We start from the raw sequence: 26003 nt of genomic DNA, 5'->3' as shown, positions 1-26003 counted from the left end.
TTATACATTTTTTGAAATTTGTTGAGAGCAAGACTGGAGGCACCATGATTATAACTACGGGGTATAGCCCGATAATGGAAATAGTAGAACGCGCGCAAAGCCTTGCGGAGAGAACGGGTTGTAGTTATGCTTCACGTGAGAAACTCTCAATTACAAGGATGGTTGAACATTACGGAGATGAGGATATTCTGATTCTATCTCAGGACGCTGTTCGACTACACCGCTTAGGAATGGAGCCTATGGAGTTTCATCCAAGCATGGGCTTCGTTCGCGCTAAACGAATCCTAAAGGGTGAGATCGAGCCGATGCTTGTTGCTGCTCGAATGCTTCCCGGAGATAGCGTATTGGATTGTACAGCCGGATTAGGAGCCGACTCCTTACTGTTTGCTGTGCATGGTGGTGAGTCCTCGGAGGTTACCGCTTTGGAGAGCTCATTACCGCTGTACGCACTGCTCAGTGAAGGGATGTCTCATTACACCTCTGGGCAAGTAAAGGTCAATGAGGCTTTACGCAGAGTTAATGTCGTGCATAGTGAACATTTGGATTATTTACGGTCTCAACCAGATCGAAGTGTGGATATTGTCTACTTCGATCCTATGTTTCGCGTGCCTCTGACGGGTTCTGCCTCGATTTCCCCGCTGCGGCAATTCGCTAACCGTGCAGCCTTATCGACAGAGAGTGTAGCAGAGGCGGTTAGGGTCGCCCGTAAGACTGTTCTTTTAAAAGAAAAGGCTTTGAGTGGCGAATTTGAACGCCTAGGGTTTACTGAGCTGCTCCGAAGCAACTCCAAAACATCGTACGGGGTGATACACATTGACAACTAAAGAAAGGCATAAGGTTCTAGTGCTGTTAGGACCAACTGCCGTAGGCAAAACCCGGTTAAGTCTGGAGCTGGCAGCAGCTTATAACGCTGAGATTATTTCCGGCGATTCGATGCAGGTTTATTGTGGTATGGATATTGGTACAGCTAAGATTACACCCGCTGAAATGAAGGGAATTCCCCATCACCTGATCGATATTCATGATCCGCAGGATGCGTATTCTGCCGCTGAATTTCAAGAGCAGGGCACTAGACTTATCGAGGAGATAAGCGCTAGAGGGAAGCTTCCCTTTATCGTAGGGGGGACTGGACTGTATATTGAGTCTTTATGTTACGGCTTTCAGTTCTCGGAAGCAGTGGCTGATGAAGCTTTCCGTAAAGAGCAGGATCAATTTGCGGAAGAATATGGAGCGCTTGCACTGCATGCCAGACTCGAGGCGGTTGATCCAGTCAGCGCAGCCAAACTTCATCCTAACGACCGTCGCAGAATTATCCGTGCACTGGAAATTCAACACCAGACAAACACTACACTTTCCGCTTCTCATGCTGCTCAAAAGAAGGAATCACCCTATGACTTATGTCTCATAGGTTTGACAATGGACCGGAAAATACTATATAAACGTATTGAGGACCGAATTGATAGCATGCTGGCGGATGGTCTCGTTGCTGAGGTGAAGGGACTGCTGGATAACGGTTACAGCAGAAGCCTTGTGTCCATGCAGGGATTGGGTTACAAGGAAATTGCCGCTTACCTGGCGGGAGAACTGACGCTGGAAGAAGCTGTGATACTGCTTAAACGCGATACTCGCCGATTCGCCAAAAGACAGTTGTCATGGTTTCGCCACATGAAGGAAATCGAGTGGATCGATGTCGAAGGTGAACAAAACTTTTCTGAGAATTTCTCAAAAATACGTGGTATAATAGCAGGAAAGTTTCTCTCAGGTCTTGAATATACTTCTGAACAATCTAATTGAACCATTGGGGGTACGTCATATGAACAAGTCCATTAACATCCAAGATACATTCTTGAACCAACTACGCAAAGAAAATATCCCTGCTACGGTATATCTGACCAACGGTTTTCAAATCCGGGGAATAATTAAAGCATTCGACAATTTTACAATCGTCATTGACAGTGATGGACGCCAGCAAATGGTGTATAAACACGCAATTTCCACGTTCACACCACAGCGTAGTGTATCACTGATGCAAGACAGCAGTAGTGAAGAATAATATTTATCAAAAATGAATTGAAACCTTTCTTGTTTATAAATCGTTTGAATAGAGTGTGAGAGAGCAACCTGTGAAGGTTGTTCTTTTCATTCATGGCAGACCATTTATGTTTATTTCCGAAAGGGAGTCAGGAGGCATTATGTCTAGAGACGATACATCCAGGACGAATCACAATAGAGATAGAGGATCGTCCAGTTCCAAATCAAAACCAAAATCAAAACCAAAAAAGAAAAAGAAATTTTTGACGAAGAAGCGTGTGCTGTGGAGCTTGTTCTTCGCTACGGCATTAGCCATTTTTTGTGCATTAGGTGGATATCTGTTCATTATGCTAAATGGTCAAAAGCTTCTGCTTGAGAACCAAGATAAGCTAACAGTGAATGAAACTACTAAGGTATATGACCGCAATGCTAATTTAATCGGCGAATTATCACTGGAGAAAAGTGATCCAGTAGAGTATGAAGAAATTCCACCGTTATTGGTTAATGCTTTTGTAGCCACAGAGGATAAACGTTTCTTCGAACATTCTGGTGTGGATTTATGGTCGATTGGCCGGGCAGCAGTAAAGGATATCGCCGCACGAAGTATGGTAGAGGGCGGTAGTACCATTACTCAACAGCTCGCCAAAAACATCTTCCTGACACGGGACAAGACGTTTTTCCGTAAAGCAACTGAAGTGTCTATTGCCGTAGCCCTTGAGAATCAGAAATCTAAAGAAGAGATCATTACGATGTATCTGAACCGGATTAACTTCGGGGGTACAATTTACGGAATTAAAGCAGCATCAGTAAGATATTTTGGTAAAAGTGATTTGAGTCAGCTTAAGGTCTGGGAAATCGCGACATTGGCGGCGATGCCAAAAGGCCCGTCTCGTTACAACCCGCTGCGTAACCCAGATCTTTCGAAGGAACGGCGCGCAGTAGTGCTTCAGCTTATGTATGAGCAAGGGTACATAACGGAGCAGGAAAGAGACGAAGCAAAAGCCGTAGATTATAACTATAAGCCGCCAGAAAAGAAACAGCGTTATCAAGCATTTATTGATTTTGCAGTAGATGAGGCGGAAGAAAAATTTGGATTGTCAGAAGATGATCTGAATATCGGCGGATACAAAATTTACACTACCATGGATAAGCATGCTCAAGAAACGGTTGAAGATGCTTTTGCAGATAGTGATAATTTTGAAAAGAGTGTAGATGAAGAGCTGGTACAAGGCTCAATGACGATTGTGAATCAGGAGAATGGCAGCATTGTCGCACTCCTTGGCGGACGGAATTATGAGAAAAAAGGCTACAGTCGTGTAACTGGCAGCCGTCGTTCTCCAGGTTCTGCTTTCAAACCAATTGTCTCTTATGCTCCAGCGCTGGAATCTGGGAAATTCACCATGAATTCAACGCTAAGCAATGAGAAGCAATGTTTCGCGAACTATTGTCCAACCAACCTGCATGGATATTCTAAGAGCATCAACATGAGTGATGCCATTCAGAAATCAGAGAATATTCCTGCTGTTTGGCTGCTCAATGAAATTGGTGTGAATACAGGATTTAAATTTGCCAAGAAACTAGGCATTGGATTGGAAGACGAGGATAAGAACCTCTCGCTGGCTCTTGGAGGCATGAGCAAAGGAACCAATACGCTGGAAATGGCGCAAGCCTACAGCGCTTTTGCAAATGGCGGCGAACTAAGAGAGGCTTATTCCATTAAATCCATCTCTGACAGCAGTGGTGAGACGGTCTACAAAGCGAATACAACGCCTGAGCGTGTGATGAGTAAGGAAACGGCTTATCAAATGACTGAGATGATGCAGAAGGTCGTGGAGAGCGGTACGGGTAGAAAAGCTAGGATTGACCGTCCTGTGGCCGGTAAGACCGGTACGACGCAAAGTGGATATTCTGGAATCAGCTCGAACCGTGATGTGTGGTTTGTAGGCTACACGCCGGAATGGACAGCAGCAGTCTGGATGGGTTATGACAAGCCAAGTAAAAAGCATCTGCTTAAGAACAGCAGTCCGCTTGCCGCTGCTTTCTGGGGTAAGGTCATGGAGGAAGCGCTGAAGGATGTTCCTAAGAAATCCTTCCCGCAGATCGATAACGAGATTGCCCCTGAGCCTACAGAAACACCAGAAACAGCTCAGACCGTTACTGGACTATCAGCAGCATATGATCCTTCTACGATGACTGTAAATCTCAATTGGGAGGCAGTTCCTATTTCCGGAGTTGAGTATCGTATTTATCGTAGAGAGACATCGGAAGCTGAGTTTGGCTCACTGTTAAATACAGTGACTACCAGCGCAGGGGATTTTAGTGCACTGCCTGGTTTGGTTTACGAGTATTATGTAACTTCTTATGACCCTGCGCTGAAAGTGGAGAGCGAACCATCCAATGTGGTTAGTGTATCCGTGCAGGATGAAATGCCAACCCCTGAACCAACCATAGATCCTAATCTTCCGACCCCGACCCCAGAGGAAGGTGGCAACAACGGAGAGAATGGAAATGGTGGCAATAACGGAGGCGGCAACGAGGGTGGCGGAAATGACGGAGGTACAGGGACGATCCCTGAAATCACCCCGCCACCGCCAACACCAGTGCCGACTCCAACTCCAGAACCCACTATCGGTGGAGAAGGTTCCGGCGATGAGAGCGGGAATGTGTCCACAAACCCTGATCCAGAGGCGGGGTTTGTGAACGGAGATTCTTCCGCTCAATAAACGAGTTTGAATTTCAAATAATAAGCTTTATCCATGGCAGCCCAGCTTCGCTTTATTTAAAAAGCGAAGCTAGGCTGCCGTTTTTGTTAGGTTTAGAAGAAAAATTTCTTGTATTTTGCGGGATGTTTTGAGTGTATCCTCTAAATGTGTTAAGCTGAATAGACCATACTGGAGAGGGTAATTTCTATGAAACGTAAATTCGGAGACCGGGCCAACTGGCGCCGGATTACGCGTCGCCATTTTGCCTGCCGCTATGTGGAGAGCCGGGAATTCAGCGGATATATTACGCTTTATACCATCTACGGGCTGAAAGAACCACTGTGGAAGAGCTATGGACGACATACATATCGTATTGCAGATAAAGGTTATTCCTGGCTGCAATATTTTCCGAAAGACAGTCACTATATTGTGACGGCTATGTTCGACGAAAAACAAAATATTGTTCAATGGTACATAGACACCTGTAAGGTGCAAGGCGTCACTGACCAAGGTGTGCCTTGGTTTGACGATTTGTATCTGGACGTGGTAGTACTTTGGAACGGCGAGGTGTTTTTGCTCGATGAGGATGAACTGGAGGAAGCACTGGAGAGGCAAGATATCTCAGAAAGCGATTATAAGCTAGCCTGGGAGACTGCCCATACTATTTTACGTGGCATCGATGCTCATGCTTTCCCTTATTTCTCTCTCTCTTTGAAACATCGTGCCGAATTATTTCATCATGGAGAATTCAGGAGGAAATAAAGATGGAATGGTACGTTTATGGAAGAGACTCTTCCCCGATTCGGATTGTTCCCAAAAAACGCCGGATTTGGTCTAAACGAACGTTGCTTATTGCTTTAATGCTTATTGTTGTAGTTGGATTGTTGTGGTGTGCGTACGCATTGAGGAATATCAATAAAGCCGCAACGACAGATCCTATGCTCAAAGCCGATACAGGGATCATTCTTGGCATGTCGATGTGGGGAGATGAACCTAGCCCGGGATTGAAGGAACGATTGGATTACGGGCTTAAGCTTTATCAAGAGGGGATGTTCTCGCATTTCATAGTTTCTGGAGGTTTGGATAAACCTGATCTTAAATATACCGAAGGTCAAGGCATGCGCAATTATTTAGTAGCTCATGGAGTTCCGGATAGCGCCATTTCTGTTGAAAATAAAGCTACCAGCACTTACGAGAATCTTCTGTATAGCAAAGCCATTATGACAAGTGAGGGATTGTCTTCAGCAATTATTATTACGCATACATATCATGGATGGCGTTCACACGAAATCGCGGACGAGCTCGGTTATGTGAATCCTGAACTGGGACTTACAGAATCCACTGTTCTGTCGATGACAAGGCATAAGTCGCGTGAAATTCTAGCCTATACGAAATGGAAAATCCAGCAGTTGTTCCTGTAATTGTTCCCGAATATCAGAATCTTCTAATAACGCCTCCTATTCCGGAAGAGACTTGATTAGAAAAGCCAGCCCCCAAATGGATTAAACTCTAACTGGGGGCTATTTGTTATTTGTATATCAAAAATAATGGGAGTGTAAAATGATAAAAAAATAAGCGTTTGCTTATGGCTTTTATGTATTTCGGTCATTCTATCCTCGTGTACCATCGTAGAAGATGCGAGAGATAGCAGGGAATCCAATGTCGAAACCCCATTCTTTAAAACAAGTGCATGATGTCATTCAGTTATTGCATATAATGCTCTAACGAGGTGATTACAATGGGTGAAGAAAATTTAAGAAAGATAACCATTAATGATTCCAGAATGAATATAACTTTCAAAAATCAAGACCCAACAAATATTACGAATGAAACATTGGAGAGCGCGCTGGCTCAAAATAATCATTTAGAATCTACAAAAGAAATCCTGCAAGAGCTTCATGAGCTTATCGGTCTTGAAAAGGTGAAGGATCTTATATATGAAATTCATGCGCTTATCCAAGTGGAAAAAATGAGACAAGAACTGGGGTTAAATGTAGTTAATCAGGTTTATCATATGTTGTTTAAAGGCAACCCCGGGACTGGAAAAACAACTGTAGCAAGAATCGTTGCCAAGCTGTTAAAGAATATGGGCATATTAAGTAAAGGTCAATTAATCGAAGTAGAGAGAGCGGATTTAGTGGGGGAATACATAGGGCATACAGCTCAAAAGACCAGAGACCTTGTTAAGAAAGCTATGGGTGGCGTATTATTCATTGACGAGGCTTATAGCTTGGCTAGAGGCGGAGATAAGGATTTTGGGAAAGAGGCAATCGACTGTCTTGTAAAGGTTATGGAGGACAGGAATGATGATCTCATCATTATCTTAGCGGGTTATCCAAATGAAATGGAGATGTTCATGGAGGCTAATACCGGGCTTCCCTCACGTTTTCCAATTCAACTTGATTTTCAGGACTATACAACAGATGAACTGATATTGATTGCACATAAAATGGCAGCTGAAAGAGACTATATAATTACTCCGGAAACAAACGGGAAACTAAAAGAGTTAATCCTTAATGAGAAAATTATTGAAGAAAATTTTAGTAATGCGCGGTATGTACGCAATATCCTCGAGCAGGCAATTCGCCATCAAGCGGTTAGATTAATAAGCAGACATGTCAAAATATCCAAGCAATCTTTGATGGAGATCTTACCGAGAGACCTTGTTCTTCCGGTCGATGATTATCCAAAAGGGGAGAGTATAATCTCTTAAATAAATTGACACCGGCTAAGTTTATACGTGCTTAGTCGGTTTATCTTTTATAAAAGATTGAAGATTATCATAATGAAAATGCTGACAGCATGGGGAGCCGTTCCATTATCAGCCTATATTACCAATGAAACTTATGATAAAATGTTTTGAAGTGCTGTGAATGAACAGTTTCATCTGTATAACATCAGCAAGAAGTGAAAAACTGATTAAATGGTACACAAAGATTCTATTACCGTCATAAGGAGCATGAATAAATGGCAATAACTACGCATGATACAGAAACGGATATTCAAGATCGGGCGATATTGGTCACTCTCGTCACAGATAAAATTAAACGTACCGGTATTGACCCAGAGCTTTCTCTGCAGGAATTAGTACAGTTAGCAGAAACAGCAGGTGTTGAAGTCCTGGATGTGTTGCGTCAGAATAAGGAAACACCGGATTCAAAATGGTTTATCGGGAAAGGTAAGGTAGAAGAGCTCCGCATGGCCGCTGATGGTCTTGGAGCTAATACGGCTATTTTTGATCAGGAATTATCTGGAGCGCAGGTACGGAACCTTGAAGAGTCTTTGGATCTGAAGATTATTGATCGGACGCAGCTCATTTTGGATATTTTTGCTGGGCGGGCCAAAACGAGAGAGGGTATTATTCAAGTAGAGCTGGCACAGCTGTCCTATCTTTTGCCGCGGTTATCCGGTCAAGGCAAAAACTTATCCAGATTAGGCGGGGGTATAGGAACCAGAGGGCCAGGTGAAAGTAAGCTTGAGACCGATCGCCGGCATATTCGCAATCGGATTACGGAGTTGAAACGCCAGTTGGATGAGGTAGTTAAGACCCGTGAGCTGCACCGTGAACGCCGTCGTAAGGCAGGGGCAGTGCAGGTTGCTCTAGTCGGCTACACAAATGCTGGTAAATCGACGCTGCTTAAGCAGCTTACGGATGCGGATGTTTATATTGAAAATCAATTGTTTGCTACGCTTGACCCTACTTCACGTGTGCTTCAGCTAACGGGTGGCAAAGAGGTAGTGCTTACGGATACTGTAGGCTTCATTCAGAATCTTCCGCATGATCTTGTGGCATCTTTCCGCGCAACGCTGGAGGAAGTCAATGAGGCCAATCTGGTGTTGCATGTAGTGGATGCCTCATCTCCAATGCGTGAGGAGCAGATGGAGATTGTGCAAACTATTTTGCAGGACTTAGGGGCAGCCAGCAAACCGCAAATAGTGCTTTTTAATAAAATCGATCTATGTGAGCCTGAGCAACTGGAAATGCTGCCAACCGGCACAGGGTTTTTGAAGATCAGTGCGTTTAACCCTGAGGATTTAACCCGGATTATCGAAATTATCTCTGATGAATTGGCCGGAGATACGCTGAATTTTCGAATTCCTGGAGACCGTGGCGATATTTCTTCCCTGCTTTACAGAGTAGGTGAGGTTCTGGAAACCACCTATGACGAGAACGATGTTATCTATAACGTCCGTCTTAATAAAGAGGATTATGATAAATGGGGTTACATGCTTGCTGATTTTGTGGACCAGCCGTAATCTTCTCTGTTCCCTAAAGTGGAAATGCTTGTTGTATAGGTATAAAATAATAGCTAATGACAAAAAGCGTCAGGCAACTGTCGCTTTCTGTCATTATGATGGCAAGTAAATGTAAGGAGCGAATAAGAACTAATGGCAGTTTTTGCAGAAGATATTTTAGGAGCGGCAGAGTCCGCAGAAGTTGAAATCGAAGGTGCAGTCAAAGCCCTCGATCGAATTGTCGATAAGAATCAATGGAAGGTTATTGAAGCGTTTCAACGTCATCAGGTCAGTGATTATCATTTTGCGGGTTCAACGGGGTATGCTTACAACGACCGTGGACGCGAAGTGCTGGATCTTGTCTATGCTGATGTTTTTGGTGCGGAATCAGCTTTGGTGCGCCCGCATTTTGCTTCAGGAACACATACCATTTCAACAGCCCTCTTTGGTGTGCTGCGACCAGGAGACGAGCTTTTATACATCACAGGTCGTCCGTACGATACCTTACACAAGGTGATTGGCCAAGCAGGAGATGGGACAGGCTCACTCGCAGACTTCGGAATTACATATCGGGAGGTTGCCCTTACCGCAGAGGGTAAGATTGATTGGGAAGAGGTAGCTCTCTCTATCAATGAGAAGACTAAAGTAATTGGAATTCAAAGATCGCGTGGTTATGATTGGCGTGCTTCCTTCACAGTAGCCGAAATAGGTGACATGACAGCGAGAGTGAAGTCATTGAAACCGGATGTTATTGTGTTCGTTGATAATTGCTATGGTGAGTTTACTGAAGAGCTTGAGCCTCCACAGGTTGGAGTGGATCTAGTAGCGGGTTCATTAATTAAAAATCCTGGTGGTGGAATTGCTGAGACGGGTGGATACATCTGTGGGCGCAGAGATCTAGTAGAGCTTACAGCGTACCGTCTTACAGCTCCTGGTATCGGCGGCGAAGTAGGTGCAATGTTAGGAACTACCCGCGGGTTATACCAAGGACTGTTCATGGCTCCGCATACAGTTGGACAAGCCCTTAAAGGCAGTATTTTTGCGGCAGCTGTATTTCAGCGCTGCGGGTTTGAGACGAAACCAGCGTGGAATGAACCTCGTACAGATTTGATTCAGGCGGTTTCCTTTGATGGACCGGATCACTTAATTGCCTTCGTGCAGGGAATTCAACGTGCTGCGGCGGTAGACAGCCATGTAGTTCCAGAACCATGGGATATGCCGGGATATGAACATCCTGTCATCATGGCGGCAGGTACGTTTATACAAGGTGGTAGCTTAGAGTTATCGGCAGATGCGCCTATCCGTGCGCCTTATATCGGCTATATGCAAGGGGGATTAACCTACTCCCATGTCAAATATGGCGTTTTGATGGCACTCCAAAGTATGCGTGATCGAAAATTACTGTCAGAAAATCTTACACACCATTGACACGCTGTATTAGGAAATGTACAATGAGATCAGAAAAAGATCATTGGAAGGTTGGATGAGTCATGGGTGATGAAATCCGCAGAAATATGGCATTATTTCCTATTGGAATTGTAATGAAGTTAACTGATTTATCTGCAAGACAAATTCGTTATTATGAACAGCACAGTCTAATCGTACCTGCACGTACATCTGGGAATCAACGTTTGTTCTCTTTTAATGATGTTGAGCGCCTATTAGAAATTAAGGCCTTGATTGAAAAGGGTGTTAACATTGCTGGCATCAAGCAAGTAATGAACCCAGTCTCTAAGGAATCCGAAGAAGCTACTGTGATTACCCCTGACACAGAGGTTAGACGTAGAGAGCTATCAGATTCGCAGCTTCACCGTTTGCTGAAGCAAGAACTAGTTTCCGGTAAAAGACCGGGACAGGTATCGCTTATTCAAGGTGAGTTATCCCGGTTTTTTAATAAATAATAATATACAGAGTTTTGAAAGGGAGAGGATCACGTGAGCTTTTCTAAAGAGGATATTTTACGCATTGCCAAGGAAGAGAATGTTCGTTTCATTCGTCTGCAATTTACAGATCTGTTAGGTACTATCAAGAATGTAGAGATTCCGGTTAGCCAATTGGAAAAAGCACTCGACAACAAAATGATGTTTGATGGTTCCTCCATTGAGGGTTATGTACGGATTGAAGAATCCGATATGTATCTCTTCCCAGATCTTGATACTTGGGTAATCTTCCCTTGGGTGACTGATAGCCGTGTTGCACGTCTGATTTGTGACGTGTATATGCCTGATGGTACTCCATTTGCTGGAGACCCACGTGGTATCCTGAAGCGTTGTCTGAAGGAAGCCGAAGAAATGGGCTTTACAGCGATGAATGTTGGACCTGAACCTGAATTCTTCTTGTTCAAAACAGACGAAAGAGGTAACCCAACTACAGAATTGAACGACCAAGGTGGTTATTTCGACTTAGCTCCTACGGACTTAGGAGAAAACTGCCGTCGTGAAATCGTATTGACCCTTGAAGAAATGGGCTTTGAAATCGAAGCATCCCACCATGAAGTGGCTTCCGGCCAGCATGAAATTGATTTCAAATATGCTGACGCGATCACTTCTGCTGACCAAATTCAAACCTTTAAGCTCGTTGTGAAGACGGTTGCCCGTCAACACGGCTTGCATGCAACTTTTATGCCTAAACCTTTGTTTGGTATTAACGGATCGGGTATGCACGCTCACCAATCCTTGTTTAATGGCAAAGAAAACATGTTCTACGATGAAAGTGACAAGCTAGGTCTGAGCAAAACTGCACGTTACTATATGGCTGGTATTTTGAAGCACGCTCGTGCTTTTGCAGCGATTACTAACCCAACAGTGAACTCTTACAAACGCCTTGTTCCTGGTTATGAAGCACCTTGTTACGTAGCTTGGTCTGCAAGTAACCGTAGCCCGATGATTCGTATCCCGGCTTCGAGAGGGCTTAGCACACGTGTTGAAGTTCGTAATCCGGACCCGGCAGCTAACCCATACCTCGCACTTGCTGTTATGTTGAAAGCAGGGCTAGACGGAATTAAGCGTAAGCTTGATCTTCCAGCCCCAATTGACCGTAACATCTATGTGATGTCTGAGGAAGAGCGTATTGAAGAAGGCATCCCGAGCTTGCCATCCGATTTGAAAGAAGCGCTAAGCGAAATGATCCGCAGCCATGTAATTACCGAAGCTCTCGGCGAACATGCGCTGGCTCACTTCTACGAGCTGAAAGAAATCGAATGGGATATCTATCGTACTCAGGTTCACGAGTGGGAAAGAAACCAATACATGACTTTGTACTAGAACCTTTAAACCCTTGACGCCTTTGGCGTTGAGGGTTTTTTTGTTTGGGCAAAATAGTGGTTTTGTAACCATCAATGATATGTCTACGAAAAATGCCCGCGAAATGCCCACAAATAGCTGAGGTTAAGGTTATTCGAGGATGTTTTACAGGTGAATATCAAAATTGGCATATTGTTGACTAACAATTTTAACGTGTAAGAAGCTGTTCATTTATCATAAATAATGGGATATGATTTGATATAGAAGAATTAAATGTAGAGACGGAGGAGTGAATTTGGATATAGTTTGGTCAAACTTAATATTAACTTTGATAATTTTCGGGATATTAGTGGTTTTGATTTTTAAAGGTATAAGTTTATTAGTAAGAAGTTATAAATCAAAAAAATAACTCTTCAGACGAGTCTGCATAGTCATGACAGATATTGGTTATATTCCCGCATCGCTCTGACTTTAAAAGGATTTATCAAAGAGTGTTGACACAAATCTGAGTTACAGATCATTAAGGATGGCGATTTACAGAACCACCCCGCGGTTGGCTGTGAGTCGCTATATTATTATTTTTGTATATTCTAAAAGTGTTAAAGTAAAAGTGATTGTAAATTTTTTTCACTTTAATTGATTTATCGTCTACCTTGCTCTTGCTCAGTCCAATTAACCTTATAAAACCGAGAAGAACTAAGATCTCATGGGTCACTTTATGGAATCTGGTGGCATTAATTAAGATAGTAGGTGCCCGAATCGTCCGGGAACAATTTGAATTTCGAGCACAACTCCATAGCTGTCAATAAGAGTGAGTCGATTGAATGAAATTTTTCAATCCGTAGCAATAAAAATGAAGAAAAGATTTGAAGAATAAGAGGATACGTTAGTCATGTGGGTAATAACTATTATAGTAATAAGGAGGTGCGTAATGAAAAAAATATTATTAACTACAGCTACTAGTATTCTTCTGTCTGCCTCAATTCTCGGTGCATGTAGTAACAATAAAACAACAAACGAGACAGAGCCTACAGCGTCAAGTGCAGCGCCTACGCCAGTTGTCGAAGCTACAACCACTCCCGAACCTTCTGCTACTCCTTCTATGGAGGCGCAGGAGTCCGCCAGTCCGGAGGCCACTGATCCTCTAGCATCCGATCGACCAAAGACCAAAGCATTTGGTGAACAGGAAGGAGGGGTCTCAGGGCAAGAAGGTACACTTGGGCAAGGTGATGGATATTCCCTGTATGTTTTTCAGGGTTTCACACTAGACTCACAGTCTGGTCGTTTATCATTAACTGAGGATCCAACCTATTATGCCGAAATTGAACACTTGCCTGCCGGTTACGATCTCACAGCTTTGAAGAAACAGGGACAAACCGAGCTTTCTGCAATTGGTAAAGCAAACGACCATAGCGGGGAACTAATTGAACATCCTCTAGGTTTTGCAGAATTATATCTGCAGGCTACCAGTGATAAGGGGATAGAAGATTATATGGTCTGGAAAAATCAGGCGGGGGAAGCTTTTCTTTTTCGGATACACAATCCTAAGGGTGATTCGTCGAATAACTTTGCACCTTGGGTGATGGTTTCACTGGCAACACTTGAACTTGAAAGGAATTAAGTGTAAACAGAACCGAAGGGGTTGTATGGAGTAGAAGAAGTGTGCCATAACCATAATCAAAAAATGGTTGTTGGCACACTTCTTCTTCTTTTTGGTACCTTACTTCATTTGAACGCCAATTTCCATTTGCTGAGGTTGCAAATTTCGCGTATGAGCCCGGTATAGGACCCAGCAGACCTTATATGAAGCTTTATCCCACATTTTGGATACTAAAGGACCCCATAGTCGCTATTGGCATTAAAAACACTCAATATGAGCCTCATTCTTAGGAATAACGTCACTGGAGTCCGAAACCATGCTCCAAAGGCTGAAAAATAGCAAATAGCGTCATCTGGGTCCGAAAGTCTTGGCACGTAGGAGAGGGATTTAATGTTAAAATATCTTATATATAGATAACTAATTCTTTCCTGGGAAGGAGTAAGTTCATGCAAATTTTTATTTATATAGGATTGGGCTTTTTTATAATTTCAGGTATATGTGTTGGAGCCTTCACGACAGGTACACAACAAAGAGGTAACTTTTATTCGGAATCTAAGCAAGACCGTAAAATTAAAAACAAAGTAGCGAATGGGTCCGCTTTAGGTGGTCTTATTTCATTAGCTATAGCTGGGATTCTTTATTTGTTGTAATGAACGCAAAATATAAGAAGGAGGAGTGTTGCAGATGGTGAAGATTTTTAATGAAAATACGGTCTCATTTACTCAAAAACAGTCCCCGATCCCAGAGTTTGCTTGGCATACGAGTGAAAGATTAGCTGAAATGGTGGGCTCCAAGCATTTAGTTTTTGATATCAGATCTTTAGATCCTGATAAATATTCTTATCCTTATCATTTTCATAGAAATGCTGAAGAAATATTTGTGATTTTAGCGGGAAAAGCGATGTTAAGAACACCCGAGGGTTTTACGGAGGTTACGGAAGGGGATGTAATATTTTTTGAAATGGGACCGGAAGGGGCGCATCAGCTTTATAATCATACGGATGCACCATGCAGGTATCTGGATCTCCGAACGAATCAGGGAATAGATGTTTGCGAATATCCAGACTCAGGCAAAATCAACATTTTACCCTATCAAGAAATCTATCAAGCGGATGAACAGGCGGATTATTATAAGGGAGAAGAGCATGTAAGGGAAAAATGGAATGGGGGAGCGTAATTGATTAAAGATCGTTGGTTTACAGTAACGGAAATTGATCCGACCACCTATGCAATCAGTGAATATGGACATTGGGAAAAGGTGCATTCTTTTTTACTCTTGGGGCAAAAACAAGCCGCGTTAATTGATACGGGATTAGGTATTGATAATATAAAAAGAATAACGGATCAGTTAACGGATTTACCTATCGCTGTCATAACTACACATGTGCATGCAGATCATATTGGCAGTCACGGACAATTCGAGACAATCTATGTTCATAAAGAGGATGAGGATTGGCTGATTAACGGAATAAAAGGCTTGTCCCTTGCCCAGATTCGAAAGGATATGAGTCGAGACATCACCCTTCCTGTTCCTGAAACCTTTGATCCTAACACCTACATACCTTTTCAAGGGAAACCAACGGCTCTTTTACAAGAGGGGGATGTGCTCGACATAGGTGGGCGCGAAATAGAAATTTACCACACACCAGGTCATTCGCCAGGTCATATCAGCCTATTTGATCATGCCAACGGATATCTGTTTACAGGTGATTTATTGTATGACGTTACGCCAATCTATGCTTTTTACCCTTCGACTAGTCCGGCTGATTTAGTGGCATCCTTAGAGAAGATTACAGAAATTCCAGGGGTTACCCAAGTATACGGCTCTCATAATACGCTGGGTTTAGATCCATCTATTTTGCAAGAGGTCAAAAAGGCAGTTCGCGAGTTACGTGAGCAAAAGGTAGTGGCACATGGTACGGGTATTCACCAGTTTGATGGGTTCAGTGTGCAATTTTAGTTCTTTCAATGTTGAAAACAAATGAGAGGTGTGGCGATAACAACTTAATTATTCAGATACGATTGATCTGAAGAGTGCATGTAATTGTTGTACTTGGGAGTAAGCTTCCTTGTACTGGTTGTCGGATTGTCGAATAGGCAATAAACCCGGCAAGAAGGAAATACAATACACAGGCGTTTCTTTGCTGTTCATATATATTTTAAGCGTGAGTTCTTCTATCACATTAGCTTCTTCATCAGGTTCCTTAAGGACGTTAATATCTGCACTAGTTGCAGTTGTTTTGCTGTTTTGTTGTCTTTTGGAGACTTTTGAAAGGGTAAGTGCGTTAACCACAATCTCGGATCCCATTACATTATCGAAAGAGTATAGCTTTGCTACTGCTTTTTTGTTGCTCTTCGGATTTCTGGTGCCTATTGCTAATTTTTTATTAGGTTCGTTAAGTGCGATCAAGTGAGATTGATTGGGGGGAATGAATGTTTTGGTGAAAATGATGTTAAAGGATGCAGCCGCATTAACTAGCATAGAAATATCAGATGAAGTGGATAGCGTTTTCAATTTTATAATGGGGCACTTAGAATTAAAACAACTCCTAAAATAGCAAATAAGTACACTAAGATAATCAGCATATAATCACCTCCCAGTTATCTCATTAGACTCAAATTGTTGCTTATTGAAAGATATGCCTGAATGATCCCCACTAGTATCTTTTAAAAGGGAAATTCGTGGAATTATAGGATCGGCTTCGGAATTAGCCCAAAAAAAGCACCCGGAGAAACCTGCCGATTCTGCAAATGGCGCAAAATTGGGGGTTGCTGCAAGGGTGCTTTTTAAGGTAAGTATGTAACCTATAGAAAATTGAAGGCAGTGATATGATCGGTATAAACAATCAGCTGTTTGTATTCGATCGGAGTCCCATAACTAGCATAAGGTCTTACAGTAACGTCATTGAGGACAACAAAGTTATAGCTGAAATTTTTATCAGGGTGTTCTGCTCCCAAATAAGATATGTATTCGTCTACTATTACATCATCCATCAAAGATTTTAAATCAAATACATCCTCTTTGTTGGAGACGGCTGGAGAGACGATTCCCTGAATGCTGCCAAAAGAGGTGAGCAAATTCACTTTTTTTCCACTAGCTTGTTCATCATTTAAAAGTAAACCGGACAGCTTACCCAGTGCATCGACTTTAAAATCGACGAGGGTTCTAATTTTTGAGTTATTCAAAACTAAACACATCCTTTTCAATTTGCAATCCTGTTAACAATATTCGACATATAATCACCAAACTCCTAGTATGCTAATGAAAAAATACTTACTTATGTAATGACCCCCATTCTGTATATGGTGATTTGGGGGCTGTGACGTCCTCAGCGAATTCAATTCCTTATCGTTACTCGTGTTCCTATAGGGACGATAGCTGCGAGTGTTAACACATCCTCGTTGTACATCCGGATACAGCCGTGGGATACCTTTTTCCCAATGGAGGAAGGATCATTCGTTCCATGAATCCCGTAGTGTGGTTTAGACAGTCCCATCCAAAAGGCACCAAAGGGACCGCCTGGATTGGGTTGTTTGTTAATAATCGTGAATTCTCCCACTGGGGATTGGGTTAACATCTTACCAATGCCGACAGGGAAACCTCTAATCACAATATCATTGTCCAGAAGATATAACATTCTTTGGGTCAGATCTACAATAATTCGGTAATTTGGCATTATGCACAACACTCCTTTCTAATTAGGATATGAGCAGAACGCCTAAACGGTTATTCATAGAAAATGCCCATTTTAGCGAACGAGAACAAATGTTCGTTAGCGGTTGAGAAAGCAAAATACACAGAAAAAAGGCTGTTCCGCATTTGCGGAACAGCCTTTTATGGTAGGAGTGCATACTTAGTGGATATCTCGAAACAATCCGATGACTCTTCCGAGAATAGTTACGCGATTAAGGCGAAGAGGCTCATAAGCTGGATTCTCCGGCTGAAGCCGTATATGATCACGTTCCTTGTAAAAGGTCTTAACGGTTGCTTCATCTTCTTCAGTCATGGCTACAACGATATCTCCATTGTCCGCTGTTTGTTGTTGGCGAACAATTACATAATCACCATTCATAATGCCAGCATCCACCATACTATCACCCATAACTGACAGCATAAATACTTTGTTGTCACCTACATAGTGAGTAGGAAGTGGGAAGTAGTCCTCGATATTCTCTGTAGCAGTGATAGGTACCCCGGCGGTAACTTTACCTACGACAGGAATCCGTGAGATGGTCTGGGCGAATTGGTGAACATTCTCTGAATCCTCTTGGCCTAGTAATTCTATTGCACGTGGCTTCGTTGGATCTCGACGAATAAGTCCCTTCTTCTCAAGCCGGTCCAAATGACCGTGAACTGTGGAGCTGGAAGCAAGGCCAACAGCTTCTCCAATTTCCCGGACGGAAGGTGGATAACCCTTGCTGCGGACTTCGCTTCGTATAAATTCCAGGATCGCCAGCTGGCGACTTGAAATCTTTGACATTGGAATCAACCCCATATAGTAATGTTTGGGAAAATTATAACATAGAACTACCGTTCGCACAAACATAAGTTCTAACTATTATAAATATTAATCTGCTAGAGTTAAAAAATGGTAGACAAATGATAATAAAATGTACCACTTGAGTCTCTCGAAAAAAAGAGAAGAATTGTTCTGAAATAGTATTGAACAAAACACATGTTCGTGTTATTATGAATTCGAAAGTAAGAACAAGTGTTTGGAGGATGATAATTATGCTAAAATACAGTACATATCGCAGCATCTACGATAAGGCCCCAGTGGTTGAATCTTTAGGACATAATGACGTTGCCCGTAATTCCGCTAAGGTGAAAGAGATAACGGAACGTTTGCTAGGAGGGATGATTTCGTTGTTCCGTCAGGACTTCTTTATTAAGTTAATATTGATTATCGTGCTAGTATTTTCTGGCCTAACAGTAGTGGGAAATGTATTTGCAGGATCGACGACTATAATGAAGGAAGAGAAGCGGATTGTGGTTGAACGTGGAGATACACTATGGAGTATTGCCCTTAAGAATAAACCGGCTGATATGAAGACAGTTGTTTATATAGAAGGAATTAAACGTTCAAGTGGGATTAAGAGTAGTCAAATTAACGCTGGAGACATACTTACTTTACCTATTTATTAATTTTCTGAGAACATAATAGAATGACCAGTAGAGCTTGCAGGGAGTAGACCTTGACAAGCTCTTTTTCTCATGGCAGAGTTAGAATTAATTTATAGGGGGAGGGAAAGTATTGAATATTGATGAGTTGGTCGCGCGAATTAACGAATTGGCACGCAAACAGAAGAGCGTAGGCCTTAATCAAGAGGAAGTGGCGGAACGCGCCAAGCTTCGTGAAATTTACCTGGGGAATATCCGCAATAACTTCCGAGCACAATTAAATACTATTGAAGTAGTAGATAACGATGAGCATGAACAAGGTAACAAGGGGCTTAAACATTAGCTCGCTGTTCCTTTTCATAGATATTTCAGGATGACTAGGGGGAACGCACATGGCCCGTTCTTGGGAAAGAATGGTTCAACGCAACACACAGCAAATCAACAAGCAAAGAAAGAAACAAGGCAAGGATACGATTTATGCCTCTAAATCTCCTACCCAGAATGCCGAAGTCTTTAAAGGTCGCAACATTGCATTTCCGGTAGTGTTAGTGATACTTGGCACTATGTTTTGGGTAGTTGGTTCTATTGATCAGGCCAAAGGAAATGGCATGCTGGCTAATTGGTTGGGAGTAGTACTGTACTATTTGCTGGCAGCGCTATTGTTCTTCCGTCGTCCGTACTTGAAGGTGGAAAAAGCAAGACTGTCTACTATTAAATTCAATCGCGAACGCGGGCTTCCAGCTGCAGATATTGAGAAAATCACACTTTCGCGTGGAGCTGTAGTCATTAAGCACAAAGGGAAACGTACGAAATGGATTTTCACAAGACTTATGAATCGCTATGATACTAATGCGATGAGTACACGATTAGAAGCATTTGCTAAAGCTCACAACATTGAAGTAGTTCACGAATAGAACTAGACCAGTTAAAGGGAGAGGGAGACCTGTAATGCCAATTTCTGCTGTACTATTTGACCTTGATGATACATTGCTGTGGGATGATCGGAGCGTCGAAGAAGCATTTCGTTCTGCTTGTGAAGCCGCCGGGGATACGATTGATCCACAAGAACTAGAAGTTGCAGTTCGTAAGGAAGCAAGTAGCTTGTATGAATCTTATGAGACGTTCCCATTTACAAAGATGATCGGAATTAATCCATATGAAGCACTCTGGGCGAACTTTACGGCAGGTGAACAGCCAGAATTCCGTCAATTGGAGCAGCTTGCACCGGTATATCGTAAAGAGTCTTGGCGTCGCGGACTTGCAGCCTTAGGGGTGGAAGACGAAGCACTAGCTGAGACCTTGGCAACTAAATTCGCTGCAGAGCGCAGAAAACGTCCATACATCTATGAAGAAACAATGCATGTACTGGAGCAGTTACGGGGTCAAGTGAAGCTTTTGCTACTTACGAACGGCTGTCCTGCACTGCAACAAGAAAAACTAGATGGTGTGCCAGAGCTAATTCCTTTCTTTGATCACATTGTGATTTCCGGAAGCTTTGGTAAAGGCAAACCGGATAAGGAAATTTTCCTGCATGCTTTAGAGCTTCTTGATGTAACTCCTGAGCAAGCGGTTATGGTCGGCGATAAGCTTACAACGGATATCCGTGGGGGGCTGGCAGCAGGGTTGACCACGGTCTGGATTAATAGAAAAGGTAGAGCAGCTAGTCTTGATATTCATCCGGATCATGAAATCAATCACCTTGAGGAGCTTCTTCCACTAGTTCAATCCTTGTAAGATATACAGAGCTATTAGCTCCAACATAAAGACTTTATAAAAGCAGCGAGTTTCTGAGATCCTAAGAAACTCGCTGCTTTTCTGTACATACATACTAACATAAGGATTTCATTAGATTTTTAAGTAAATGATTTAAGTCACAAGTCTAATGCGGAATTGATGCAAAATACTGAAAAACCAATAATAATGTGTATAATAGATGGAGATGTATAACATGAATTGGTAGATTTTTATTATTCGATAATGATTGGGAGGGCTCCAAATGATGAGATCGAAGAAATTAGTCGCTGTATTATTAGGTGCAACACTTCTAGTACTAGGTGGATGTTCTTCAAATGGAACCAAGCATTCAGAAATACATAACATGAATATGAACATGTCTATGGAACCTATCAAAGTCGAACTACAATGGAGTCCTGAAGAAGTTGTTGTAAATCAAAAGGTAACCTTTGAAGCTGTGGTGACCCAAGATAACGAGGCAGTAGATGATGCAAAAGAGGTTCTGTTCGAAATTGTGAATAAAAATGATGAGGGACAGAAAATAGAGCTTAAGGGAAAGCTAATAGGTAAAGGAGTCTATCAAGCAGAAGGGACCCTTGAAAAGGAAGGACAATATAATGTCACTTCACATGTGACAGCCCGGACACAGCACTCTATGCCTAGCAAAGAGCTGTCTGTGAAACCATGATTCAAAGGTTCACAACGGTTGCTGAGCAATAACAGATAAAGCAGAGTGGAAAGGAAGGCTTTTCGAAATTCCTTTATTCTGCTAAACTTACTCTAATGTTTTACTGGGGGGACTATTAGTTGGCTAAATATACACTTGAGGAAAGCTTACAACAAAGGATTTTGATCCTTGATGGCGCAATGGGCACAATGATCCAACAGGTGCCTCTTACTGGAGAAGATTTTGGTGGCGATGAGCTGGATGGCTGTAATGAAATGCTGGTATTAACACGTCCAGAAGTCATTCAGACGATTCATGAGCAGTATCTCGAAGCAGGGGCTGATCTCATTGAGACTAACACATTTGGTGCAACCTCTGTTGTACTAGCTGAATATGATATTCCTCAGCGCGCACGTGAGATCAATCTAGCGGCAGCAGAGTTGGCTCGCAGAGCAGTAGACAAATATGACACACCTGACCGTCCGCGATACGTCGTGGGGGCTATGGGTCCAACAACAAAAACGCTCTCAGTAACTGGAGGCGTTACTTTCCAAGAGCTAGTTGATAGCTATGAGGAACAAGCAGTGGCATTGATCGACGGTAAAGTAGATGTTTTGCTGCTGGAGACCTCTCAAGATACACTTAACGTTAAAGCTGGAAGTATTGGTATTCGTAATGCTTTTGAAAAGACTGGCATCACATTACCGGTTATGATTTCAGGAACAATTGAACCAATGGGTACTACACTGGCGGGTCAGAATATTGAAGCATTTTATATCTCATTAGAACATCTGAAGCCTATCTCTATGGGCCTCAACTGTGCGACTGGTCCAGAGTTCATGCGGGATCATATTCGTTCGCTTTCGGAGATCTCCTCGGCAGCCGTGAGCTGTTATCCAAACGCAGGATTGCCGGATGAGAATGGACATTATCATGAATCTCCAGATTCTTTAGCTCGCAAGATTGCAGCCTTTGCTGAAAAAGGCTGGCTGAATATTGCGGGGGGCTGCTGTGGAACGACACCAGAGCATATCCGTGCGATGAAGGAAGCACTTTCCGAATATCCTCCACGCCCGCTGGCAGGTAATCATCCACCTGCACTTTCAGGTATTGAGCCTATCTATATTGAGAACGACAACCGTCCTTACATGGTTGGTGAACGTACGAATGTACTTGGCTCTCGTAAATTCAAACGTCTTATCGTCGAAGGTAAATATGAGGAAGCCTCAGAAATTGCCCGAGCTCAGGTAAAGAGTGGGGCACAGGTTATTGACGTGTGTGTACAAGACCCTGACCGCGATGAGATTGAAGATATTAAGCTTTTCTTAGAACTGGTTGTAAAAAAGGTTAAAGTACCTCTGATGATCGATACTACCGATCCTAAGGTTATTGATTTAGCTTTGCAGTACTGCCAAGGTAAGGCGATAATTAACTCTATTAACCTTGAAGATGGTGAAGAGAAATTCGAGCTGGTGACGCCGATCATTCATAAATATGGCGCAGCTATTGTTGTGGGTACCATCGATGAGACGGGACAAGCAATTAAGGCGACAGATAAACTGGAAGTGGCTAAACGCTCCTATGACTTGCTAGTGAACAAGTATGGTTTAGCAGGAGAAGATCTTATTTTTGACACGCTGGTGTTCCCTGTAGGAACCGGAGATGAACAATATATCGGTTCAGCAAAAGAAACGATTGACGGCATTCGTTTGATCAAGGAAGCACTTCCAGGTGTTCATACGATCTTGGGCATCAGCAACGTCTCCTTTGGATTGCCGGAAGCGGGACGTGAAGTGTTGAACTCAGTATTCCTTTATGAATGTACAAAAGCTGGATTAGATTATGCGATCGTAAATACAGAGAAAGTGGAGCGGTATGCTTCCATTCCTGCCGAAGAACGTCATCTTGCTGAGGAACTGATTTATAATACGAATGATGAGACGCTTTCTGCTTTTGTAGCTGCTTTCCGTGGTAAAAAAGTAGAGAAAAAAGAGAAGATTTCCAACCTGTCACTTGAAGAACGTTTAGCCTCCTATGTGGTTGAAGGTACGAAGGAAGGACTCATTCCTGATCTAAATGAAGCATTGACTAAATCTGGTCCGCTGGAGATCATCAATGGACCGCTGATGGCAGGGATGTCGGAAGTCGGCCGGTTATTTAATAATAATGAATTGATTGTTGCTGAAGTGCTGCAAAGCGCTGAAGTGATGAAGGCTTCTGTGAATCACCTAGAGCAGTTTATGCAGAAGGATGAGACAGCGGTTAAAGGAAAAATTATGCTGGCGACCGTAAAAGGGGACGTGCATGATATTGGTAAGAATCTAGTGGAGATCATCCTCTCCAACAATGGTTATCAGATCATTAATTTGGGTATAAAAGTACCACCAGAGACCATTATCGAAGCCTTCCGTCGAGAAAAAGCTGATGCGATAGGATTGTCCGGGCTGCTTGTAAAATCTGCTCAGCAGATGGTGCTCACCGCTCAGGATTTACGTACAGCTGGGATCGATGTTCCGATTATGGTTGGCGGCGCAGCTTTGACCCGTAAATTTACGAAGACCCGTATTCGTCCAGAATATGACGGCCTAGTATTGTATGCTAAGGACGCTATGGACGGGCTGGATATTGCCAATCGGCTTATGAACCCTGAAGAACGGGAGAAGATTGCCGAGGAAATTCGTGTGGAGGCAGAAGCAGCGGTTGCGGTTGCGCCTAAGCAAGAACTGCCGAAACTAACCAGAGCAGTGCGTTCCAAAATATCTCCAGATGCACCTGTTTTTGTTCCACCGGATTTAGAACGTCACGTACTGCGTAACTATCCATTGGGGCATATTATCCCCTATGTGAATATGCAAATGCTGCTGGGTCATCATTTGGGGTTACGGGGTTCTGTAGAAGCCCAATTAGCTGCTGGAGATCAGCGGACTGTTGAACTGAAGGGTACCGTAGACGATATTCTCCATCAAGCGATGCTAGAGGGTACCATTACTCCACATGCTATGTATCAATTCTTCCCTGCACAATCGCAAGGGAATGATATTATAGTGTATAATCCACAGAATACGTCCGAGATCCTGCATACCTTTACTTTCCCAAGACAAGGGGTAGAGCCTCATCTATGCTTGGCGGACTTCTTGAAACCTGTTGACAGTGGTATTATGGACTATGTTGGATTCCTAGTTGTAACAGCAGGTCACGGTGTACGTGAATTGTCTACTCAGCTGAAAGAAAGCGGAGATTATCTGCGTTCACACGCCTTGCAGTCGGTTGCACTTGAAGTGGCAGAAGGACTGGCAGAACGTGTCCATCATATGATGCGCGATACTTGGGGTTTCCCAGATCCGGCGGATATGACGATGAAGCAAAGACATGGGGCAAGATACCAAGGGATCCGTGTTTCATTTGGTTATCCTGCATGCCCGGATTTAGAAGATCAAGGTCCACTGTTTAAGTTGTTATCTCCGGAGGATATCGGTGTTCACCTTACAGAAGGCTTTATGATGGAGCCCGAAGCTTCCGTTTCGGCTATGGTATTTGCCCATCCAGAAGCGCAGTATTTTAATGTAGAGAAGCTGTAATTCTTTCATTTATATACCTGGTCTGTAGGGGATTGTATCCCTTTCAGCGGAACCTCCCGTAACTGGGGGGTTTTTTGCTGGAAGAAGGTCGTTTAGAATTGAAAAGAGATGGTTGAGCCAATAAGTAGAAGGGAGGAAAAAGAATGGATTTATATTTTTTAGGTACTAATGCAGGTGTACCAACGCTACAACGTAATGTAACGTCCGTTACATTAAGACTGCTGGAAGAACGTCGCAGTATTTGGATGTTCGATTGTGGGGAAGGTACACAACATCAGGTTCTTAGTTCGCCGATTCGGTTAGGAAAGCTGGAAAAACTATTTATTACTCACTTGCATGGCGATCACCTATTTGGTCTTCCAGGTCTATTATCAAGTCGTGGTTATCAGGGAGGTACAGCGCCGTTAACGGTGTACGGACCCCCTGGATTAAAAGCATACCTAGAGATCTCCTTAGCTGTGAGCCAATCCCGAATTCCTTACAAGATTGAGATTGTAGAGCATACAGGAGGAATTATATTCGAGGATGATGGCTTTAAAGTTGAGGCGGCACTACTTGAGCACCGCATTGACAGCTATGGCTACCGGGTAACGGAAAAGGATAGCCCCGGAAGCCTCAATACGGAATTGCTTAAGAGTTATGGTTTAAAACCGGGACCGATTTATGGGAAATTAAAAAAAGGTGAAGATGTTGTTACGGATGAAGGTGTACGAATCTGTGCTGCTGATGTTGTCAGGGAACCTAAACGAGGACGTATTGTTACTATCCTTGGGGATACAAGACCTTGTTCGGGAGCCTTAGAACTCTCTCTTAATGCAGACCTTGTTGTTCATGAAGCAACCTTCGCCCATGATCTGGCTGACATGGCGTATCAATATCATCACAGTACAGCGCGTCAGGCTGCAGAGTTAGCAAAAGAAGCCAAAGCAGGACAGCTGTTGCTGACTCATTTCAGTTCTCGTTACAGCTCGCATGAAGAGTTAATTCCTTTGCTTGAGGAAGCTGAACTCATATTCCCTGAGACATTATTAGCTGAGGAATTTAATGCATATCCGGTACCTCGCAGACTAAATGGGCAATAGGGGGAATGAT

Annotated in this window: 26 protein-coding genes; 22 read left to right on the top strand and 4 right to left on the bottom strand. The window is 43.0% G+C overall.

Features of this window, described 5'->3' with window-relative positions:
* The first annotated feature begins 11 nt into the window (after positions 1–11).
* The 15 genes from MKZ16_RS18065 (at position 12) to MKZ16_RS17995 (ending at position 15770) form a co-directional block, all read left to right on the top strand.
* A complete protein-coding gene (locus tag MKZ16_RS18065; RefSeq protein WP_305953509.1) occupies positions 12–824 on the top strand; it encodes a class I SAM-dependent methyltransferase in 813 nt (270 codons plus the stop codon).
* On the top strand, positions 814–1794 hold the full coding sequence (miaA, locus tag MKZ16_RS18060; protein ID WP_063829841.1) for a tRNA (adenosine(37)-N6)-dimethylallyltransferase MiaA: 981 nt from the start codon (positions 814–816) through the stop codon (positions 1792–1794). The genes MKZ16_RS18065 and miaA overlap by 11 nt, the downstream gene beginning before the upstream one ends.
* Positions 1795–1813: 19 nt before the next feature.
* Complete coding sequence (gene hfq / locus MKZ16_RS18055) at positions 1814–2053, top strand: RNA chaperone Hfq (RefSeq protein WP_036687741.1); 240 nt, start codon at positions 1814–1816, stop codon at positions 2051–2053.
* A gap of 139 nt (positions 2054–2192) precedes the next feature.
* On the top strand, positions 2193–4754 hold the full coding sequence (locus MKZ16_RS18050) for a PBP1A family penicillin-binding protein (protein WP_036687740.1): 2562 nt from the start codon (positions 2193–2195) through the stop codon (positions 4752–4754).
* Positions 4755–4940: 186 nt separating this feature from the next.
* Positions 4941–5495, top strand: a complete 555-nt coding sequence (locus MKZ16_RS18045) for a DUF402 domain-containing protein (RefSeq protein ID WP_036687739.1) — start codon at positions 4941–4943, stop codon at positions 5493–5495.
* 2 nt (positions 5496–5497) lie between these two features.
* Positions 5498–6154: a YdcF family protein gene (locus MKZ16_RS18040; RefSeq protein ID WP_036687738.1), complete on the top strand. Its 657-nt coding sequence runs from the start codon at positions 5498–5500 to the stop codon at positions 6152–6154.
* A 317-nt stretch (positions 6155–6471) separates the two neighbouring features.
* Positions 6472–7446: an AAA family ATPase gene (locus tag MKZ16_RS18035; RefSeq protein ID WP_036687736.1), complete on the top strand. Its 975-nt coding sequence runs from the start codon at positions 6472–6474 to the stop codon at positions 7444–7446.
* A gap of 254 nt (positions 7447–7700) precedes the next feature.
* Positions 7701–8990 (top strand): GTPase HflX, encoded by a 1290-nt coding sequence (gene hflX, locus MKZ16_RS18030; protein WP_036687733.1) that lies wholly within the window; start codon positions 7701–7703, stop codon positions 8988–8990.
* A 132-nt stretch (positions 8991–9122) separates the two neighbouring features.
* Positions 9123–10397, top strand: coding sequence for a methionine gamma-lyase family protein (locus MKZ16_RS18025; protein WP_076103957.1), 1275 nt, complete (start codon positions 9123–9125; stop codon positions 10395–10397).
* Between the two features lie 62 nt (positions 10398–10459).
* A complete protein-coding gene (locus MKZ16_RS18020; protein ID WP_019910684.1) occupies positions 10460–10870 on the top strand; it encodes a MerR family transcriptional regulator in 411 nt (136 codons plus the stop codon).
* A 33-nt stretch (positions 10871–10903) separates the two neighbouring features.
* On the top strand, positions 10904–12232 hold the full coding sequence (gene glnA, locus MKZ16_RS18015) for a type I glutamate--ammonia ligase (RefSeq protein ID WP_036687730.1): 1329 nt from the start codon (positions 10904–10906) through the stop codon (positions 12230–12232).
* A 910-nt stretch (positions 12233–13142) separates the two neighbouring features.
* Complete coding sequence (locus MKZ16_RS18010; RefSeq protein WP_076103954.1) at positions 13143–13832, top strand: hypothetical protein; 690 nt, start codon at positions 13143–13145, stop codon at positions 13830–13832.
* Between the two features lie 425 nt (positions 13833–14257).
* Complete coding sequence (locus MKZ16_RS18005; protein WP_076103952.1) at positions 14258–14461, top strand: DUF5316 domain-containing protein; 204 nt, start codon at positions 14258–14260, stop codon at positions 14459–14461.
* A gap of 34 nt (positions 14462–14495) precedes the next feature.
* Positions 14496–14987: a cupin domain-containing protein gene (locus MKZ16_RS18000; RefSeq protein ID WP_051491529.1), complete on the top strand. Its 492-nt coding sequence runs from the start codon at positions 14496–14498 to the stop codon at positions 14985–14987.
* Positions 14988–15770 carry an MBL fold metallo-hydrolase gene (locus MKZ16_RS17995; protein WP_076103951.1) on the top strand — a complete coding sequence of 261 codons (783 nt, stop codon included), beginning with the start codon at positions 14988–14990 and terminating at the stop codon, positions 15768–15770. It begins immediately after the preceding gene.
* 48 nt (positions 15771–15818) lie between these two features.
* On the opposite strand, the gene MKZ16_RS17990 is transcribed toward MKZ16_RS17995, so the two are convergent.
* From MKZ16_RS17990 to lexA, 4 genes are all read right to left on the bottom strand, one after another.
* The gene (locus tag MKZ16_RS17990; protein ID WP_143758988.1) at positions 15819–16292 is read right to left on the bottom strand and encodes a hypothetical protein; all 474 of its coding nucleotides are present in this window, start codon (positions 16290–16292) and stop codon (positions 15819–15821) included.
* Positions 16293–16615: 323 nt separating this feature from the next.
* A complete protein-coding gene (locus MKZ16_RS17985; RefSeq protein ID WP_038571576.1) occupies positions 16616–16996 on the bottom strand; it encodes a hypothetical protein in 381 nt (126 codons plus the stop codon).
* Positions 16997–17148: 152 nt separating this feature from the next.
* Positions 17149–17487: a L,D-transpeptidase gene (locus MKZ16_RS17980; RefSeq protein ID WP_076103948.1), complete on the bottom strand. Its 339-nt coding sequence runs from the start codon at positions 17485–17487 to the stop codon at positions 17149–17151.
* Between the two features lie 177 nt (positions 17488–17664).
* The gene (lexA, locus tag MKZ16_RS17975) at positions 17665–18291 is read right to left on the bottom strand and encodes a transcriptional repressor LexA (RefSeq protein WP_036687720.1); all 627 of its coding nucleotides are present in this window, start codon (positions 18289–18291) and stop codon (positions 17665–17667) included.
* A 251-nt stretch (positions 18292–18542) separates the two neighbouring features.
* Between lexA and MKZ16_RS17970 the strand changes: the two genes are divergently transcribed.
* The 7 genes from MKZ16_RS17970 (at position 18543) to rnz (ending at position 25993) form a co-directional block, all read left to right on the top strand.
* Complete coding sequence (locus MKZ16_RS17970; protein WP_036687719.1) at positions 18543–18956, top strand: LysM peptidoglycan-binding domain-containing protein; 414 nt, start codon at positions 18543–18545, stop codon at positions 18954–18956.
* Positions 18957–19065: 109 nt separating this feature from the next.
* The gene (locus tag MKZ16_RS17965) at positions 19066–19275 is read left to right on the top strand and encodes a DUF896 domain-containing protein (protein ID WP_036687717.1); all 210 of its coding nucleotides are present in this window, start codon (positions 19066–19068) and stop codon (positions 19273–19275) included.
* Between the two features lie 49 nt (positions 19276–19324).
* Positions 19325–19846 (top strand): hypothetical protein, encoded by a 522-nt coding sequence (locus MKZ16_RS17960; RefSeq protein ID WP_036687716.1) that lies wholly within the window; start codon positions 19325–19327, stop codon positions 19844–19846.
* Between the two features lie 34 nt (positions 19847–19880).
* On the top strand, positions 19881–20666 hold the full coding sequence (locus MKZ16_RS17955) for an HAD family hydrolase (protein ID WP_076103947.1): 786 nt from the start codon (positions 19881–19883) through the stop codon (positions 20664–20666).
* Between the two features lie 262 nt (positions 20667–20928).
* The gene (locus tag MKZ16_RS17950) at positions 20929–21354 is read left to right on the top strand and encodes a FixH family protein (RefSeq protein ID WP_038571571.1); all 426 of its coding nucleotides are present in this window, start codon (positions 20929–20931) and stop codon (positions 21352–21354) included.
* Positions 21355–21473: 119 nt separating this feature from the next.
* Positions 21474–24911, top strand: coding sequence for a methionine synthase (gene metH, locus MKZ16_RS17945; RefSeq protein ID WP_076098764.1), 3438 nt, complete (start codon positions 21474–21476; stop codon positions 24909–24911).
* 143 nt (positions 24912–25054) lie between these two features.
* The gene (gene rnz / locus MKZ16_RS17940; protein ID WP_076103946.1) at positions 25055–25993 is read left to right on the top strand and encodes a ribonuclease Z; all 939 of its coding nucleotides are present in this window, start codon (positions 25055–25057) and stop codon (positions 25991–25993) included.
* The last annotated feature ends 10 nt before the right edge of the window (positions 25994–26003 follow it).

The organism is Paenibacillus sp. FSL R5-0928, from assembly GCF_037970385.1.
Lineage (GTDB): Bacteria > Bacillota > Bacilli > Paenibacillales > Paenibacillaceae > Paenibacillus_AQ > Paenibacillus_AQ odorifer.
Note: the sequence above shows the minus strand (reverse complement) of the source record. Positions and strands in the feature narration are given on the sequence as shown.

Excerpts from the sequence above, each read along its gene's own strand:
- MKZ16_RS18005 (WP_076103952.1), top strand. The coding sequence starts at position 14,258 with ATGCAAATTTTTATTTATATAGGATTGGGCTTTTTTATAATTTCAGGT.
- MKZ16_RS18000 (WP_051491529.1), top strand. The coding sequence starts at position 14,496 with ATGGTGAAGATTTTTAATGAAAATACGGTCTCATTTACTCAAAAACAG.
- MKZ16_RS18035 (WP_036687736.1), top strand. The coding sequence starts at position 6,472 with ATGGGTGAAGAAAATTTAAGAAAGATAACCATTAATGATTCCAGAATG.
- MKZ16_RS17950 (WP_038571571.1), top strand. The coding sequence starts at position 20,929 with ATGATGAGATCGAAGAAATTAGTCGCTGTATTATTAGGTGCAACACTT.
- hflX (WP_036687733.1), top strand. The coding sequence starts at position 7,701 with ATGGCAATAACTACGCATGATACAGAAACGGATATTCAAGATCGGGCG.
- MKZ16_RS18020 (WP_019910684.1), top strand. The coding sequence starts at position 10,460 with ATGGGTGATGAAATCCGCAGAAATATGGCATTATTTCCTATTGGAATT.
- MKZ16_RS17970 (WP_036687719.1), top strand. The coding sequence starts at position 18,543 with ATGCTAAAATACAGTACATATCGCAGCATCTACGATAAGGCCCCAGTG.
- MKZ16_RS18040 (WP_036687738.1), top strand. The coding sequence starts at position 5,498 with ATGGAATGGTACGTTTATGGAAGAGACTCTTCCCCGATTCGGATTGTT.
- MKZ16_RS18050 (WP_036687740.1), top strand. The coding sequence starts at position 2,193 with ATGTCTAGAGACGATACATCCAGGACGAATCACAATAGAGATAGAGGA.
- hfq (WP_036687741.1), top strand. The coding sequence starts at position 1,814 with ATGAACAAGTCCATTAACATCCAAGATACATTCTTGAACCAACTACGC.
- MKZ16_RS17980 (WP_076103948.1), bottom strand. The coding sequence starts at position 17,487 with ATGCCAAATTACCGAATTATTGTAGATCTGACCCAAAGAATGTTATAT.
- MKZ16_RS17955 (WP_076103947.1), top strand. The coding sequence starts at position 19,881 with ATGCCAATTTCTGCTGTACTATTTGACCTTGATGATACATTGCTGTGG.
- MKZ16_RS18045 (WP_036687739.1), top strand. The coding sequence starts at position 4,941 with ATGAAACGTAAATTCGGAGACCGGGCCAACTGGCGCCGGATTACGCGT.
- MKZ16_RS18025 (WP_076103957.1), top strand. The coding sequence starts at position 9,123 with ATGGCAGTTTTTGCAGAAGATATTTTAGGAGCGGCAGAGTCCGCAGAA.
- MKZ16_RS17990 (WP_143758988.1), bottom strand. The coding sequence starts at position 16,292 with ATGCTAGTTAATGCGGCTGCATCCTTTAACATCATTTTCACCAAAACA.
- rnz (WP_076103946.1), top strand. The coding sequence starts at position 25,055 with ATGGATTTATATTTTTTAGGTACTAATGCAGGTGTACCAACGCTACAA.
- lexA (WP_036687720.1), bottom strand. The coding sequence starts at position 18,291 with ATGTCAAAGATTTCAAGTCGCCAGCTGGCGATCCTGGAATTTATACGA.
- MKZ16_RS18010 (WP_076103954.1), top strand. The coding sequence starts at position 13,143 with ATGAAAAAAATATTATTAACTACAGCTACTAGTATTCTTCTGTCTGCC.
- MKZ16_RS17960 (WP_036687716.1), top strand. The coding sequence starts at position 19,325 with ATGGCCCGTTCTTGGGAAAGAATGGTTCAACGCAACACACAGCAAATC.